Annotated in this window: 13 protein-coding genes; 12 read left to right on the top strand and 1 reads right to left on the bottom strand. The window is 43.7% G+C overall.

The annotated features are described in order from the left end of the window. The first annotated feature begins 44 nt into the window (after window positions 1–44). The 12 genes from DFER_RS00300 (at window position 45) to DFER_RS00245 (ending at window position 13,530) form a co-directional block, all read left to right on the top strand. The gene (locus DFER_RS00300; protein ID WP_012779680.1) at window positions 45–1,061 is read left to right on the top strand and encodes a nitroreductase family protein; all 1,017 of its coding nucleotides are present in this window, start codon (window positions 45–47) and stop codon (window positions 1,059–1,061) included. A 24-nt stretch (window positions 1,062–1,085) separates the two neighbouring features. Continuing rightward, window positions 1,086–2,192 (top strand): polysaccharide pyruvyl transferase family protein, encoded by a 1,107-nt coding sequence (locus DFER_RS00295; RefSeq protein WP_012779679.1) that lies wholly within the window; start codon window positions 1,086–1,088, stop codon window positions 2,190–2,192. 73 nt (window positions 2,193–2,265) lie between these two features. After that, on the top strand, window positions 2,266–3,588 hold the full coding sequence (locus DFER_RS00290; protein ID WP_041734600.1) for an O-antigen ligase family protein: 1,323 nt from the start codon (window positions 2,266–2,268) through the stop codon (window positions 3,586–3,588). Further along, window positions 3,539–4,552: a glycosyltransferase family 2 protein gene (locus DFER_RS28975; RefSeq protein ID WP_012779678.1), complete on the top strand. Its 1,014-nt coding sequence runs from the start codon at window positions 3,539–3,541 to the stop codon at window positions 4,550–4,552. The genes DFER_RS00290 and DFER_RS28975 overlap by 50 nt, the downstream gene beginning before the upstream one ends. A gap of 16 nt (window positions 4,553–4,568) precedes the next feature. Then, window positions 4,569–5,138, top strand: a complete 570-nt coding sequence (locus tag DFER_RS00280; protein ID WP_012779677.1) for a serine O-acetyltransferase — start codon at window positions 4,569–4,571, stop codon at window positions 5,136–5,138. Window positions 5,139–5,206: 68 nt separating this feature from the next. Further along, a complete protein-coding gene (locus DFER_RS00275) occupies window positions 5,207–6,298 on the top strand; it encodes a glycosyltransferase (RefSeq protein ID WP_012779676.1) in 1,092 nt (363 codons plus the stop codon). A 96-nt stretch (window positions 6,299–6,394) separates the two neighbouring features. Then, complete coding sequence (locus tag DFER_RS00270) at window positions 6,395–6,892, top strand: acyltransferase (protein ID WP_012779675.1); 498 nt, start codon at window positions 6,395–6,397, stop codon at window positions 6,890–6,892. Between the two features lie 22 nt (window positions 6,893–6,914). After that, window positions 6,915–7,970 carry a glycosyltransferase family 4 protein gene (locus tag DFER_RS00265; RefSeq protein ID WP_041734598.1) on the top strand — a complete coding sequence of 352 codons (1,056 nt, stop codon included), beginning with the start codon at window positions 6,915–6,917 and terminating at the stop codon, window positions 7,968–7,970. Then, window positions 7,970–9,076 carry a glycosyltransferase family 4 protein gene (locus DFER_RS00260; RefSeq protein WP_012779673.1) on the top strand — a complete coding sequence of 369 codons (1,107 nt, stop codon included), beginning with the start codon at window positions 7,970–7,972 and terminating at the stop codon, window positions 9,074–9,076. Before DFER_RS00265 ends, DFER_RS00260 begins: the two co-directional genes overlap by 1 nt. 177 nt (window positions 9,077–9,253) lie before the next feature. Beyond that, the gene (locus DFER_RS00255) at window positions 9,254–10,465 is read left to right on the top strand and encodes a hypothetical protein (RefSeq protein ID WP_222837296.1); all 1,212 of its coding nucleotides are present in this window, start codon (window positions 9,254–9,256) and stop codon (window positions 10,463–10,465) included. 140 nt (window positions 10,466–10,605) lie between these two features. Next, window positions 10,606–12,117, top strand: a complete 1,512-nt coding sequence (locus tag DFER_RS00250) for a capsule assembly Wzi family protein (RefSeq protein ID WP_012779671.1) — start codon at window positions 10,606–10,608, stop codon at window positions 12,115–12,117. A 21-nt stretch (window positions 12,118–12,138) separates the two neighbouring features. Continuing rightward, entirely contained in the window at window positions 12,139–13,530 is a 1,392-nt protein-coding gene (locus DFER_RS00245; RefSeq protein WP_143828613.1) for a DUF5723 family protein, read from the top strand. 76 nt (window positions 13,531–13,606) lie between these two features. Here DFER_RS00245 and DFER_RS00240 read toward each other — a convergent pair whose 3' ends face one another. After that, window positions 13,607–17,956 carry a T9SS type A sorting domain-containing protein gene (locus DFER_RS00240; RefSeq protein ID WP_012779669.1) on the bottom strand — a complete coding sequence of 1,450 codons (4,350 nt, stop codon included), beginning with the start codon at window positions 17,954–17,956 and terminating at the stop codon, window positions 13,607–13,609. Window positions 17,957–18,023 lie beyond the last annotated feature (67 nt).

Here is an 18,023-nt window from a genome sequence, read left to right as displayed (position 1 = left end):
TTTAACATTCGGGACAGTTTAGAAAACAAAAGATATTTATTCCGATGGCAATAGGTAAAAAGGCAATCATCGCAGTAGTGGGCCAAGATCGTTTTCTGCGAATGGCCTTCGTAAAGAATCTGGCACTTAACTTTTACGCGGATTATGTCCTCTTCAAGAAACATTCCACTGTTTTTAAAGTGGATAATATTAAGAAAATCGAGGCGAAAATCATTCTCGATTATCATGGCTTGGAGAAAGGAATGCTATTTGAACAAATGAAACCAGCGTTTGCAAAAGAGCGCATTCTGAGGCTTCATAAATATTTAAATCTTGAAGAAGTGATCCGCCATGCAGCACAGAACTCCCAGCTGCGTGTTGCATACCAGGTTATATGTAAATATTATGAGCTACACCAACAACTGCAAGTCGACATAACATCTTTTTACACGGAGGAACAATACAAAAAATATCAAAAGATTCTTGGCGAAGCTTCTTCTCCAAATTTTAATGGAGTAATTGAATACAACCGAGAAAAATTCTATGGCTCAAACAAATCAGAATTTGAAGTCTTCGCTCATTCGCGAAAAAGTATCCGTGATTTCACCGGAGAAAAAATTCCGAAAGATGTAATTGACCGTGCAATCGAACTCGCGCTGACCGCTCCATCTGTTTGTAACCGCCAAGCAAGTAACGTATATCTGATAGAGGACAAGGAAAAAATCGATCGTGTGCTGGAAGTCCAGGGGGGCTTCAAAGGCTATGGCAAAAATGTCAGTCAGCTCCTAATATTGACTAACGACAGAAACTTCTACTATACTATTGGAGAGCGAAATCAGCTATACGTAGACGGCGGAATTTTTTTAATGAATCTTCTCTACTCGCTGCACTACTACGAGATTGCAAATTGCCCGGCGAACTGGGGAAAAGAAGTAACTGCGGAAAGAAAGCTAAGTCAATTTGTAACCATACCGGAATCGCAAAAAATCATTTGTATAATCCCAATTGGAGTTTCGCGTGAAAAGTTTAGAGTGACCCTTTCCGAGCGTAGGCCTCTAAATGAAGTTCTAAAAACACTCTAGTTCCTGGCATTCAATCAATATAAAATGAAAATAGGCATAATAACCCTCCCGCTCCATTCCAACTACGGTGGGATTTTGCAGGCTTACGCGCTCCAAAAAGCATTGTCGGCTCTTGGTCACCAGGCATTTGTTATTCAACCAGATAAGCAAAATATTCCGCTAGTAAAAAGGGCTATCAAGTTTTCTAAAAACACGATTAAGTGGCTCCGCGGAGACAATGTGATTTTTAACATCGACGAGTTGAAAGAAAATGCTTCGCGCATCACCAGGCCATTTGTTGATAAGCACATTCCTTTGGTTTCGAAATCCGCCATTTATTCCGATGAAGAGCTGAGAAGTTTTGATGCATTCGTAGTTGGAAGTGATCAGATTTGGCGGCCTAAATATTACCCGAACATCGCGGAAGCTTACTTTTCCTTTCTACCTGAAAACTCAACCGCCAAACGTATCGCCTACGCCCCGTCCTTTGGCACGGATTCATGGGAATATTCCATCAGCCAAGCCGCAGAATGTAAAAGACTGATTGGAAAGTTTAATAGTTTATCGGTACGCGAAATTTCTGCGGTTGATTTGTGCAACGCTCATTTTAATGTAAAAGCTGAGCATGTGCTTGACCCGACATTACTTATCGAGCGCCAAACTTATATTGATTTATTTCAAACATCAAACAAAATACATAGTGGGGGAACCTTGTTTTCCTACATTCTGGATATGAATGATGAAAAGACCAGTGCCATTAAGCATATTGAGAAGCAGCTGAATGTAACTTCATTTAGCCCATCCAAACCTAGTATCAAAAAAAATGTTCCGATCGAGCTTAACATCGAATACTCAGTCGAACAATGGTTGAAGGCATTTAATGATGCCGAGTTCATTATTACGGACTCGTTTCACGCGGTCGTATTCTCTATTATATTTAATAAGCCGTTTCTGGTATGGGGTAACGTGCAACGGGGTCTCACGAGGTTCTCATCTTTGCTACGAATTTTTGATCTGGAAGATAGATTAGTAACCAGCGCAAAATCTGTGGAGTCAGTTGTAGCAAAAAAGATTGATTGGCAGCATGTAAATTCTTTGCATGAAAAAAAGAAAAATGAATCCATTCAATTCCTCCAAGAGGCGCTGAACTAAATCACATTGTTACCATAAGGCTCGTAACACTGACAGGTCGGAGCTATGGTAACGCGAGCAAAACGCAATTTCCATGACGCTGTATTATATTGCATTTGTATTGCTGCTGGGGTCTTCCTTTTGGAACTTCAAGAAAACGGTATTGGCATGGGCCGCATTGTCGATACTTTTTCACGACGCCGTATGTCTAAAATTTTCTTCCCCTGCGCTTACGATAGTGTTTTCCGCTAATGCGTTTTTCTTCGCAATGTTCTTTATAAAATACAAGCGGAGTCCAGTAAACGATCCCTTCTTTAACGCCACAGTCACATTATTTTTTTCCTATCTGATATCGACATTCATTCCTGAGAATGTTTTTAGCACCACAATTCTGAAAACAGTACAATCCACGTTAAACAACCTGGTCATTGTGCATATTATTGGAGCATGTATCAACGATATTAAGGATCTGCGTTTCACGTTAAAAGTGCAGTCATTTGTCATTATTGCGTCGCTGTTATATGGGATTATAACCTTTTTGACTCAGTCAAACCCTGTCATTGATTTTGAGCTCGCTCAGATCCCAACAACGCTTGAAACAGCAAAACTTTGGTCATATGTGGAGTCAAGCAGAGGGATAAGAGTCCAGTCTTTTTTTATGAACCCATTTATATTTGGGGTTTACATCATATCATTTCTCTTCCTGCAATTAATAATCCAAAGCAGATTTCCTTTGTTAATAAAGCAGAACAAATCGTACCTTTTAATACTGATAGGCTTGGTAACCGTAGGGGTTTTTATAACCAAGTCAAGGTCTGTTATTATTCCGTACTGCCTTCTCTCGCCGCTTCTTCTCAGAACAACACTCAAACGGCAAATTGGATTTGTTGCGCTGCTACTGCTTTGCGTTGTAATTTCTATTCCTTTCCTCGACGACTCGGTACTAGAAATGGTCTCCTCTGCATTCGATTCCAGTTCAAAAAATGTTGGTGGTAGTTCGATCTCCATGCGTCAGCACCAGTTTGCTATTGTTCTCGGTGCATTCTCAAAAGCTCCTATTTTCGGAAACGGACTTGGCTACATTAACGCATTAAAGGCTTCGAACTTTGAACTGTACGGTGCTGAAAGTGTTTGGATGCCGCTGCTGGCGAATGGCGGAGTGGTGGGGGTTGTATTGTACATTGTATTCTTCTATTTGCTGATCAAACCCAAGATATTTAGGGGCATTCGATTTGAAGCGGCGTTGATCGTCGGAGCCTATTTACTCATCGTCACGATGAACGGCGATGTGAACGTAGGTCTATATTACACCTATTTGACCGTCGTGTTACTTTATAAAATTAAGCTCCTTTATCCAAAACTGGAATATGGATACAAGCAACCGAAAACCAATTTCCGTTATAGTTCCCATATATAATGGCGAAAAGACACTGGAAAGGTGCATCGAGTCTATAAAGCAGCAGGCATTTGTAGACTTTGAAGTGATTCTTGTTAATGATGGCAGCAGCGATCTTTCACAAAAGATTTGTGAGGAAACCTGTTCAGCTGATTTCAGATTCAAAGTTTTGACCATTAGCAATGGAGGTGTAAGCAATGCCCGCAATGTAGGAATCAGGCATGCGAGCGGCGACTATATAACTTTCATTGATGCAGATGATTTCGTAGATTCAGATTACCTCCTGAACTTGTACGATTCAAATGCTGATTTTTCCATTTGTGGATGCACCATTCACCAAGACGGCAAATCGACGATAGAAGAAACAATAGACCTTGAACCTGGTGCCGGCTCATTTGGAAATTCAACCGTTATCATAAATCAAATCATTAATCATCATTTAGTTCGTCCAGTTTGGGGAAAACTTTTCGACAAGCGCATTATTTTAGAAAACAGTGTTCTTTTTGACACCTCAGTAAGGCTGGGAGAAGACACTTTGTTCGTACTATCATATCTTCGCTTTGTTAACAACGTCAAGGTGTCACGAGCACCGTCTTACCATTACTGGCGAGATGGGTTTCGTATTAACAAATTCCGGAATACGTGTGAAGACATTATTTTCGTGTATTCAAAGCTTAATCAGCTGTCACACGAGCTCACTAGCTCCGGATTAAATCCTTCCAAGCTTTTCTATTCAAATTACATGAGCCTGTGTAGCAATTTTCACAGTGTCCTGTTCCTATCAGGCAGATATCAATACAGCGAGCGAAAAATTAACCTACGGAAGTTTAGAGCAATAAATCCCGACTGTGCCGATATAAATTTCGGCATATCCAATAAGTTTCTTGCCCGGGTGTATGAAAATGTACAGAAAAGCAATGTCTATTTTTTATTAGACTCGTTTTTAAAAAGCTATTACTATCTACTCAAAATAAAAAGTTCATAGTCATTCCAGACAGAACATGATACTTAGCAAGACCGACTTAAGAAATTATCTAAATGAGGACAAAAAGTTCTATCAGGCCACGTTTGCTGATTACGTTCTCAAACGGCAAGAAGCATATATCGTTAGGTATTTGTATCATCTCCGACACGCTGAGTACTACTTGAATAATTCAGGACGAGCATTGTCACACAGGATACTAAAAGGTTATCATACATACAAGATGCGGGCGCTCTCTTACAAGCTTGGTTTTCAAATCGGTTTAAATACATGTGGGCCAGGTATTATCTTCTATCACTTTGGACATATTATTATCAATGGCAAGGCAAGGATTGGAAAGAACCTTTGTGTCTACCCCGGCGTCACCATCGGCCAAAATGAACGGGGTGAGGCGCCTCGCATTGGGGACAATTGTTTCCTGGGACTAGGCAGCAAAGTTTTAGGCAATGTTCGAATAGGGAACAACGTGGTAGTGGCGGCAAATTCGGTAGTAACAAAAGACGTTCCGGATAATTGCATGGTTGCGGGGGTACCAGCTGTAATAGTCAAGAAGCGAGAGAATGCATTAAATTTTCTTAACACTATCTAAGCAATTTCTGTAAAAAGCTTGCAAACGCGACACTAGTCATTCCAGATAAAACCCTCAAATTTTTCAAAATGAAAATAATACAAACAATCCACGCGCTTAATCCTGGGGGGGCCGAGCGTTTGGTGGTAGAACTATGCAACCAGTTTGCACTCAGGCGGGAAGATGAGGTCACGGTAATCATACTTAAAAGCCGAAGCGAACGAAACGAAGACTTTTATGTCTCTGAGCTGGACAAGCCCGTAAAGGTCGTTAAAATGAACTTTGAGGATGGGTTTAATTTCTCTTATCTCATCGAGCTTTATAAAAAAATCAAATTTTTAAAACCCGATGTTGTTCATATTCATTGTGTCCTTGACTACCTCCTGTTGACGATATTACTGTACAAGAGATGTAAGTATGTCTACACGGTACACAATATTGCGAGAGTAGACCTACCTGGAAAGCTAAAATATATAGTCAAGTTTCTATCCAGACTTGATTTGATAAAGGTGGCTACTATATCCGTGACTAATAGCAAATCATATAGAGCGTACACAGGGCTTTCTAATGATACAATTGTTTATAACGGCAGGTCTCGTCCCGAAAAGACCAATCTTTTCCATGAAGCCAAGTCATATACAGATGCGTTTCGCAAAGAGGACAATACATTACTGCTTACAATTGCAAAGTGTTCCTCACAAAAGAATCTTGGTCTGCTCATTAATTCAGTAAAGGCCCTACGTATCCAAGGATTTAAATTGAAGCTCATGATCATCGGGGATGGTTATGACAATTCTGACCTGGGCAAAGCCTTGAAGGAAATGAGTGATGAGAACATTCAATTCCTGGGTCCCAAAAAAAACGTAGCAGACTACTTCTTTTTATGTGATGTTTACTGTATTTCGTCGCTATTTGAAGGTATGCCAATCACACTTATTGAGGCGCTGGCTTGCGGTTGTACGCTGGTAAGCACTCCGGTTAGTGGTGTTGTCGATATCATAGAAAACGGTAAAACAGGATTTGTATCCAGTGACTTCAGCGAGGAACAGTATATCAAGACATTGAAAAAATTTCTTTTAAACAAAGATGGTATCGATAAGAGTGAAATCAATCGGCTCTATACCGAAAATTTTTCAATAGAGGTATGTGGGAATAATTACTACCAGCTTTATGAAAGTTAATCTGCTCCATAAACACCACTTAAAGCTTAAATAGTGTTGCTTGTTTGCTTGGTTTTGCGTCTATAACTCAACGTTCTATTCTTAATATTTTCAGACATGAAAAAAATATATTTGTTATATCTAAGGCTCTTCAACCCGGTAAAGTGGGCAAGAGAGCTAGGCGCGACGGTGGGAGAAAGATGCAGGTTTTACAAAATCTCTTTCAGCACCGAACCCTACCTTGTAAAGATCGGTAACCACGTCTCAGCCACAAAGGTCCATTTTGAGACGCATGATGGAGGGGTTTGGATATTCAGGGATCAGCATCCGACTTGGGATATCATCAAGACTGTTACGATAGGCGACAACGTTTACCTCGGCTACGGAACCATCATTTTGCCTGGCGTAACAATCGGAGACAATGTGGTCGTGGGTGCTATGTCAGTAGTCACGAAAGACATCCCTTCTAACTCCGTTGCTGTGGGCATACCTGCACGCGTGATTAAAACCACCGATGAATACTATCAAAAGATTCAAAAGGATGTTCGCGAAACCAAGAAAATGAGCGCTGACCAAAAGGCTGCCTATTATAAAAAAATGTACTCAGCTTTGTAATCACTCATCAACTCCGAATCACGTGAATATTGTTGTTTTAGTCAAAAATCTCACAAGCGGTGGCGCTGAAAAACAGTCTGTGCTGCTAGCCATATCATTATGTAAATTGTATAATGTAACGTATGTAGTTTTCAATGATCAGTACGTACATCAACAATACATGGATCTGTTATCTCAAAACCCAAGGATCAATGTTCTTAAATGCCACGGCAACCTGTTCAGTCGCTTTTCCCAATTAACAAATTACTTGAAATCAAATCGGGTAGATTGTATTTTCAGTTATTTGACTGCCGCCAACGCATTTGCAGCGCTTGCAGGGAAAGTTGCCGGTGTAAAGAGCTATTTTCCCGGCATACGAAACGCTTACCTTCCCCCTGCCAAGGCAATTGCGGATCGCTTCATAACCAATCGATATGCAACGCGGACCGTCCTGAACTGCCATTCAGGCAAGAGCTACTTTTTGACGCAAGGCTTTGCGAACGAAAAAATGGTCGTCATCCCAAACTGCTTTGAAAATATTTCAGCGTACACTAAAAAACCCGAGGATAATGTAACCCGCATTATTACGGTGGGTCGATTTGTGGCACAGAAGGACTACAATACTGCATTAAAGGTAATCGCTTCGTTAAAAAGTAATAGTGCGAACATCATTTTCACCATCGTGGGATATGGCGAACTTGAGCAAGAAATTCGTGCGCAGATCAAGCTTTTGAATTTAACGGAGATTGTGGAAGTTCATATTAATCCAAATAATATTCCGGAATTACTCAACCGCTCTCATATCTACCTGTCGACTTCGCTTTTTGAAGGCACCAGTAATTCGATTATGGAGGCAATGAATGCGGATCTCCCCATTGTTGCAACGAACGTGGGCGACAACAACGCATTGATCCAAGAGAACCTAAATGGATTTCTCTGCGATGTGAAGGATGTCGATGCGATTGCTGGCAAGCTGCAATGCCTCATTACCGATCCTGACAGAAGGGCTGAAATGGGTAAGAAAAGCAAGGAACACCTCATCAACGAATTCTCGATGGATAAGTTCAGAGAATCTTATGTCCAATTAATTGAAAGCTAATGAAAATTATTGTCACGGGAACACGTGGTATTCCAAATATTCAAGGCGGGGTTGAAACGCATTGCCAGGAAATTTTTCCTTTAATAGCAGACGCTGGCGCCGGGCACGATGTCACAATTATCAGAAGAAGCGGCTTTGTAGATCCGACCAATGATATCTCAGAATATCAGGGAGTGAAGATCGTTACTTTATTTTCTCCCAGGAGCAAATCGCTGGAAGCTTTCTTGCATACTTTTCTGTCGGTTGTTTATGCGGCGTGGAAACGGCCTGACATTCTGCATATACATGCGGTAGGCCCGTCAATCATGACGCCTTTCGCACGCTTGCTCGGGCTGAACGTAGTGATGACCCATCATGGCCCTGACTACGAAAGGAAAAAATGGGGCAATCTGGCAAAGAAAGTTTTACAGCTTGGCGAACAAGCTGGTGTTCGTTACGCAAATAAGGTGATCGTAATTTCAGAGGGAATTGGTTCTCTTATCGAAAGGAAATATAATCGTAGTGACTTTGTTCTGATTCCTAACGGAGTGCCCACAGCAAATAAAAATCAGGAAACGGATTACCTGGAAAGTCTGGGTCTGAAAAAGGGCAAGTACATATTTACATTGGGCCGCTTCGTACCTGAAAAAGGTTTCGACTACCTAATTCAAGCCTACTTGCAATCAAATGTGAGTAACGATTATAAGCTAGTGATAGCAGGAGATGCAGATCATGAGTCACCATACTCATCGACCCTGAAAGATACAGCCAGGAAAAATGGAATTGTTTTAACTGGGTTTATCAAAGGAGAAAAACTTTACCAATTGTATACATCCGCCCGCCTGTTTATTCTACCCTCATTCTATGAAGGCCTCCCGATTTCCTTATTGGAGGCAATGAGTTACCAACTAGATATTCTGGCTAGCGATATCGACGCCAATAAAGAAGTTTGCCTTCCCCAAGATTTCTATTTCGAAGTAGGAAATATCGACAGTTTAGCCAAAAAGATACGCGAAAAGATATCGAATCATTCACCCTTACAGAACTACGATATGAGCAGGTATGACTGGGCACAAATAGCTCGGCAAACTTTGGAAGTGTACGAACGCGCCTGCGGTAAACGGTAGTGTAACAGGAATAACCTCGAAGATATGGTCTCTCTGAGAACACGATTTAAACTATTTACGATCCTACTAATTGTATCCTGGTGTGGCAGGTGCTTTGCGCAGCACGAAACATTTAAAAACTTTTATGGGATTGCATGGAGAGGAAAAGCGCATGACAATCTCGTCTACGCGCGAAATATGGGATATCGATATGTATTTTATCAGCAGGGCATGGAGAATGACCCCCTGTCAGATAACTTACATTTTTACCTTGAGTCTCCCGAGTATACAATCTATAAGCGGACCCTAAGCCTAAACCGAACCTATCCTGAAAAGGATGTTCGCTTTTATGAGCAGCACTGTACCGTAAGCGAGCCAGACCAACAATTTCCTCGTAATATGGCAACTGGCTGGTTCTTTAACGAAACTGACTTTTCTGTCGAGCTGGACTTCCGAAACAAAGATGTCGTGAATTGGGCGGTGCAGGAAATATTGAAAAAAGTGAGAGAAATAGAATCACGAAATCCGAAATTCAAGTTCGCCGGATTCGCATGGGACGTTCCCCAATTAACCGGTGACTTCTGGAGTGCCCCCGCTCAAAAGGGTGGAAAACAAGTGACACTGGAATACTGGCAAAGTAAAAACCAAACTTTACGCCAGCAGAGTAAACCATCTTACACCCGCGGTCGAACCGCTTACTACCAGGTGCTTTTCGCCGCTATGCGGCAACGTTATCCCGACGCAAGAATAATTATGGAACCCGCCAAGATTTATGATGATTGGGTAAAAGTGGTAGCAACCCATAATGTTCCGGATTCCATCATGCCCGATTTGTTATGTCAGGAAGCAAGTGATTTGAAATTTGTTTCGGATCCGAGAATTTTAAGTTCAGGCAAAATTAAGAAAAGTCAATTGGCAAGCACCACGCCAAATGTTTTTGGAGAAGTGGAGAACAGGACGATTGCGGCTACAATGGCAATTAACGGCGCCTGGTTTTCGTGGTACGGGAGGTTTGGCGGCACAGGAAACATGCCGGACTTTAAGAATATTGCGGAGGTTCCTGCCCGGTTAAAGTTGATTCGGGTATTACCCAACTGGGAAAATTTGAATGACACCCCCCTAAACGACAGGATATTTCTTAATAATGAGTATAAGAGTCCCACGGCTGGAATGTCAAGTGGCCTTTTGTGGGGTAGAAAGCCGGGCACCAATGACATTCTTTGCGTCTTTCTTTCCTTAGATGAAGCCGTCCAATTTCCAGTTAGCAATAAAGAAGTACAGATATACCAGCTGGACAGTTTGATGGGACCTTCAAAAAACGCCGAAAAGATGTTCCGTATCTCAAACCGAAGTGCAATGCTACGAGACTCGACACGTGTTGGGGAAGCATTCCTTTTCAGATTCAAGTAAGTCGATTCCCTTCAATGATTGACAGGGACTAATTGCTGATCATTTTGCCCTAAAATAAACAAAAAAGCATCCGTAAAATGAATTACAAATTCTTAATAGCATCCACAATTTGTTCAATATCATCGGTCTGCTCAGACGTTATGGCAGTCACCACCCGTCAGCTCGGTGAAATCAAGACGGATGTAGATGCACGTGGTAATACCAATATTTCGGCCGAAGACAGCCTTTCCAGGCAATTCAAGGCAAGTCTCGAGGCTCAGGGTATTGTCACTTCCGACAACCATGTCCCTTTTTGGATGCGAGCAAATCAATTTGGCAGCGTTCCATTAGACGGGCCTTCAACAGCATGGATTGGACGAATTTCCAGGGACTACACATCTAATCCGGAAAAGAAGTTTTTTGATTGGGGAACGGCTGTGGAGGGGCGCTTCAATTTAGGTAATCGGACTGACTTACTGCTTATTGAAGCTTACGCAAAAGCCAGGTTAGGAATCTTTGAGCTGAGAGCAGGGAGATCCAAAGATATGATGGGACTGGCAGACAGTACTTTATCGACCGGGGCTTTCGCTGTTTCGGGTAATGCTCTTGGTATCCCCAAACTGCAAATTGCCATTCCGGAGTTTTACAGGATACCAATTTGGGAGGGCCTGTTAGCTTTCAAAGGGAATTTTGTTTACGGCTGGTTCGGCACGACTCCGATTAATCATTCTGACCCGTTCAACTACATAGAAAGTGTAAAAGAAGTAAAATCTTATTTTCACCAGAAATCGCTCTACGGCAGACTGGGCAAGCCGGAGTGGCGATTAAATGTAATTGCCGGCTTCAACCACCAGGTAATGTATGGTAATGAAAGGAAATTCCTAAGAGATTTCAATCTGGATAAATTCGAATCGTTTTACCATGCTGTAACCGGGAAAACGTGGGTTGGATCTCAGAATTTTAAGACTAAGCTGGGAAATCAGCTGGGCTCCATTGATCTGGGAATTACTTATGACTGGAATAACGCGCACTTATTTGTTTACAGGCAACAGTTTTATGATGTGGGGGCACTGGCGCGTCTGGCAAATGTGCGTGACGGCCTGACCGGGATCTCCTTGAAAAACAAGATCGCATCAAGGTCTGGGTGGGAGAAGATTGTGTTGGAACTCTTCTATTCCAAAAATCAAGCGGGGGAATTATGGTCACCTGTCACGAAATCTGGCGACGAACAATATTACAATAACTTCATGTACGCTTCCGGATGGTCTTACAAAGGGGTCGGAATCGGCAATCCATTTGTTACACCTCGCCATGAGGGTCGAAGCAATCTTCGGTACCGGCAGGACGAATATTTCGTAAACAACAGGGTTATTGCCTTTCATGGTGGAATGGAAGGACATATCAACAAATATAATATCAAGACGAAGCTTTCATACTCAATGAATTATGGAACTTACGGAAGTAGTCCCATTGGTACTTCACTTGGGAAGGACAGATTTGTAATAGATCCACCCTATTTCGAAAAGGTTAATCAATTCTCCGGATATTTAGAGGTTAGCAGATCATTTGCCAAAGATTGGCAGTGCGGTATTGCAGGAGCATTTGATAGTGGACAATTACTTTATAATTCATTCGGACTGCTTATCAATGTAAAAAAGTCACTCCGATTTTAACAGCACTAACTCACATTTCGAATGACAAATACACAGTCGCCGAGGAGTCGATGGAAATTGGTTCGATTACTTTTGATCCTTTCAATAGGAAAAGTATTTGCGCAATCGGAAGCAATTTCGCCAAATCCGGAGCCACCGGAACCTGCAATTCTATGGGCATTTAAGAACCCTTCCATGCTAGGTGTATTTAATAAAGAAAGTAGATGGAACGTCAACGTATTCTCATTGGACTACAACTTATCATCGAACACGGCTGATATCCAACTAAAAAGCATTTTCAAACTAAGCGCCGATCTATTGCGATCCGATGTGCTCGGCACTTCAAAAATTTCCACAGGGGCTGGCGCGCTCGATCTGCGTGGCCCCTCTTTCTCATATAGAATTAGCAATCGTCTCGTAGTCGGCCTTACCACGCGTGCTCGTCTGCACGCTAACTATTGGGAAGTAGATGGACGATTAGTATCCGAAATTGGTGAACTGACCAAGGTGATTCATGAGTATCCATATGTACTTCCCAGAGCGGAAAACTCAAAAGCTAACATTACCATGTTTTCCGAGCTCGGTGCTGTGGCCGCATACGAATTCAAGTCCAATGAATTCCACTCCTGGACCATCGGCGGCACGCTAAAATATGTAAATGGCATTGCAAACACGACACTGGAGACTGCTCAACTGGAAGGCATCATTAAATCGACTCCCACTCAGACGAGTTATCTTACTGATGCCACTGGATCGGTAACTGCGCGCACTTCAGGCAACTTTTTTGGTGACGCGACATTCGGTAACCTGGTTGGTTTCCAGAGAGCGAGTATTGCGGCAGACCTGGGATTGACCTATGCATTTCGTAAATCCAGAAATCTTCCTATCAACTTCGTTCTGGGTATTTCTGTCACAGATATTGGTAAAGCGAGCTATCGTGCCGATAGCTCATTCAGCAAAAGCTACGACGTTCATATATCTCCCAGTCAGCAGCTGTATTTCAACAACAATTTTGCTAATTCTTCATTCAGTCAAACCACGAGAGTATTTGATAAATATCCCCGCTTTTTTTCAAGAAAGGCAGTAGATACCGGCAAATATGACATCTCCCTGCCAACGATGCTCCGCTTACAGGCAAGCTATTTTGGTCTTCGTCGTCTGAGCTTAACGAGCGAATTGGCTGTAAGTTTGAACAGCGGAAAAAATCTCAACAAGCTGTATCCCGTAAACCTCATTTCCGTAACGCCTACTTTCCATAGGGATCGTGAGATCTCCATTTCCCTACCTATTTCCTACCAACAGTATGGAGGCGGGAATGTCGGCCTCATGTTCAGATATCGTGGATTTTTCATCGGTAGCAACAGTTTGGTCTCCGCTATTGTAAAATCGCGACAAGTCAATGCATACACAGGCTTCTGCCTTGATCTAAACTAGATTATAATCGAAGAGCTATATCTGGTGATAAAAAATAGTAGTATCGGCCTCCGATCAAGCGGCCGATACTACATTCCTACTTAGCAAGTACAACGCGCCTGCTTTCTATCTTGTCACCCACTTTTACCTGGACAATATATATTCCATCTGGCAATTGCCCCAGGTCGACCGTCGTCTTTACCTCTCCACTCATGCTTGCCAGGGTTGACTTATGGACACTCTGTCCAAGAATATTTATGATTGAGAGATTTACCAGTTTGTCTTTGGCAGCATGCAGCGCAACCGTCAACGTCCCTTTTGACGGATTAGGGAAAACAAAAAACCGCAGTTCATCGATAAGGCCTTCATGATTCTCGCTAACACTGATTTCGTGAGCTGGCGCAGCTATGCGTGCAGCTACTGCACAACTAAGTGAGCGTGGTGAATCCGTAAGTATAAATGAACTCCCTTTCGCACGTATACTTAGTTGATGCGCCTTACCGTCCTTTAAACTGGCAGGCGTTGGAATCTGGAATACATAATTCCCCGTACCGAAACCTGATAGCTTCAGACTTTCCCGGTAAATACTTGCGACTCCTGTTGCAAGCAGCGTAGTGCCTTCCATTACCTCAACCGTAACCACAGCCCCAGGATTATTTTTGTCCCATATCCATCCTTGGATCATCCCGCATTCCGCTCGCTCGAAACGGCCGGCATAGCGGTTAATTTCGCAAGTCAGCGATTTGACGCCAGGATATCCGGACAATATATAGTTACTTCCTTTAACCCGGATACTTAGCTGATGCGGCTTACCGTCCCGCAAAGCAGCAGGCAACGCCATCGAAAAGCCGTAGTTGCCCGTCCCGTTCCCTTTTACCTTCAAGTCTTCGCGATAGCTGCCGGCCGTTGCGGTTCCATGGACTGTTGTGCCCTCAACCAACTCAACAGTCAATGATGCCCCATTCGGAAAGTTCTTGTCCCACGCCCATCCACGCACGACATCGCAATCTGCAAATTCGAATATACCGTCATAGTCGTTTACAGGGCAGGTCAAGGACCGGGGAGAATCCGTCAAAATCACACTACTTCCCTTTACCCGAACGCTTAGCTGATGCGCTTTACCATCTTTAATACTTGCCGGTGTTGGGATTTGAAAAACGTAGTTTCCAGAACCATAACCCGAAGTCTTTAAGCTTTCTCGATAGATATTGGCAACCCCAGTAGCATGGACAATGCCTCCTTCAAGTACCTCCACTGTTACAGAGGTTCCGGGATTATTTTTGTCCCATACCCAGCCCTGGATTGATCCGCATTCCGCCCGCTCGAAACGACCCGCATAACGATTTACCTCACAAGTGAGCGTCTTCGATCCGCTTAGCAAGATGCTGCTACCCTTTACACGGAAGCTTAATTGGTGGGCCTTGCCATCCCGCAACGCTGGTGGCAATGGCATTGAGAAGCCATAGTTACCCGTTCCTGTACCGTTTGATTTGAGGTCCGCGCGATAAGAGCTGGCCAAGGCTGTGCCATGCACAATGGTTCCCTCTACCAATTCAACGGTAAGTGCCGCCCCGCCAGGAAAATTTTTATCCCATGCCCAACCTCGTACAACATCACAGTCCGCAAACTCGAATGCACCCGCATAACTATTAACCGCACAAGTTAACGAGCGAGGAGAATTTGTTAGAACAAAACTACTTCCCTTAGCACGAATGCTGATCTGGTGCGGTTTACCATCTTTTAGACTAGCAGGTGTTGGGGTTTGAAAAACGTAATTCCCTGTGCCAAAACCCGACGTTTTCAAAGCCTCGCGGTATACATTGGCAATTCCGGTAGCATGAACTGTTGTGCCTTCAACCACTTCCACGGTAACAGACGTCCCTGGATTATTTTTGTCCCATATCCATCCCTGTATGACGCCGCATTCTGCCCGCTCGAAACTTCCGGCATAACGGTTGACTTCGCAGGTAAGTGTTTTCAAGCCTGGGTATCCTACTAATGTGTAATTACTTCCTTTAACCCTCACACTTAGCTGATGGGATTTGCCGTCCCGCAATGCAGCCGGCAATGCCATCGAAAATCCATATTTTCCATTTCCCTTCGCCTTTAAATCCTCCCTGTAAGTACCCGCTACCGCCGTTCCGTGAACTACTGTGCCTTCAACGAGCTCGACGGTAAGTGCTGCGCCATTCGGAAAGTTCTTGTCCCAAACCCAGCCCCGAACAACGTCGCAATCTGCAAATTCGAATACACCATCGTACTCATTGGCTGCGCATGTAAGAGAGCGCGGTGAGTTACTTAGGATAGTACTGCTCCCTTTTGCTCTTATACTCAACTGATGCGGTTTGCCATCTTTAAGGCTGGCTGGCGTAGCAATCTGGAAAACGTAATTTCCAGTACCAAAACCAGAGGTATTCAAGCTCTCTCTGTAGATGTTCGCAATGCCTGTGGCATGTACCGTCGTTCCTTCTACGACCTCTACCGTCACTGACGTCCCAGGATTATTCTTGTCCCATATCCAACCTTGTATCAGACCACATTCCGCGCGTTCGAAACTTCCGGCGTATCGGTTTATTTCACAGGTAAGCGTTTTAGTACCGGGATATCCCGGCAAAAGGTAGCTACTACCCTTCACGCGAATACTCAGCTGGTGGGCTTTGCCGTCCCGCAATGCAGCAGGCATTGCCATAGAAAATCCGTAGTTGCCTGTTCCCGTTCCCGCATTCTTTAAATCCTCACGATAATTGCTTGCCACCGCAGATCCATACACTACGTCACCTTTAACCAGCTCCACGGTGAGTGCTGCTCCATTCGGAAAGTTCTTATCCCAAGCCCAACCACGCACAATGTCGCAGTCGGCAAAATCGAAAAGACCACCATAGTCGTTAACTGAGCATGTTAAAGATCGGGGAGAGTCACTGATGATGGTGCCTGTTCCCTTAACGCGGACACTTAACTGGTGCGCCTTGCCGTCCCTCAGAATTGCAGGCGTCGGGATCCGAAAAACGTAATTTCCGGTTCCATAGCCCGAAGTCTTGAGACTCTCGCGATAGACATTGGCAACCCCAGTAGCGTACACAACACCATTTTCAACAACCTCGACGGTCAAAGCAGCATTCGGGTAATTTGCATCCCAAACCCAACCTTGTATAGACTCACAATCTGCCTTTTCAAAACGTCCGGCAAACTGGCTCACCGGGCAATTAACTGATTTTGGTGAATTCGTAAGGGTGTACTCGATGCCCTTTGCAGTAGCAGATACCACGTGGCTCTTTCCATCTTTCAAGGTCGCCGGTAATGGGATCGAGAAGCCATATTTACCTGTACCGGCCCCGCCATTCAACAGATCTTCCCGATAGACATCTGCCAACGAAGTCGCGTGCACAACATTCCCTTCTTTTATTTCCACGGTGAGCGCACTACCAGGCATATTTTTATCCCAAACCCAACCACTAAGCTTGTAACAATCTGCCACTTCAAAAGCACCAGTTATGCCACAGTTTAAAGTTTTGGGAGAACCAGCGAGAGTGAAACTGCTTCCTTTCACCCTGATACTGAGCTGATGTGTTTTTCCGTCTATCAAGCTTGCAGGCGTAGCTATCTTAAATCCATAATTACCAGAGCCTTTTCCACTCTCTTTAAGATCGGTTCGGTTAATTTCGGCCCTTGCTGTGGCATAAACTGTGCTACCCTCAAATAATTCGACCGTCAAAGCTGCATCTGGATAGTTCTTGTTCCAAACCCATCCCGCGATCTCTGAACACGAAAGTGTTTCAAGGCTACCCTCATAGCTCACTTGCACCGTGGGAGAATTTAGTGAGGCCAGGGTATAGACACTATACTTGTTTGGAACCACAGTCTGAATAGTCGTTATCGAGCCCGAAGTCATCGAACTCGTTCCACCCTGGTAGGCTACCTCATCAACCATTGAAATGACTGCTTCCCACTTCGAGGTGGCTGCGTTCCAGCCTGCGATGGTCAGCAACGGCAAGGAATTGCCCGTTAACGTTCCCACGTTGCTCGTTGCATTCCAGGTCAAAGTCAACCGCGAAGGGTTGGCACCGTTGATGTCCCAGAACTCAATTCCACTGACATTTTTTAATGCGCTTTCCTTGTTTCCAGTTGAAAAAGGCGCTCCGGCAGGCAAAGATGCAGATCCTGCATTCTCTTGAAAATATGCCCCGATTACGCCGTCAGACTCCGCTGCGAAGGGTCTGTACATACCCTTGTGACCGACAGGAAACAGAAATATGCCAGAACCGCTTTTCTCCACATATCCGTCAATGTGTTTGGAATCCCCTGCTCCGACGACCTTGGAGGATTGCGAAAAACTCACTATTCCCTGCGGAGACGATCTTTCGGTTTTGATTATGCCCTGGCCAAAACCAACCAATGAAATCAATGCTAAGACGAATGCAGAGATAACTCGACTATAAAAACGCTTCATGTTCACCCAAATTGATTTAATTCTTAATTGCACGCCATCCCCTCCACATACAGGCGGAGCAGCACTT

Source organism: Dyadobacter fermentans DSM 18053, from assembly GCF_000023125.1.
In the GTDB taxonomy this organism is placed as follows: Bacteria; Bacteroidota; Bacteroidia; order Cytophagales; family Spirosomataceae; genus Dyadobacter; species Dyadobacter fermentans.
Note: the sequence above shows the minus strand (reverse complement) of the source record. Positions and strands in the feature narration are given on the sequence as shown.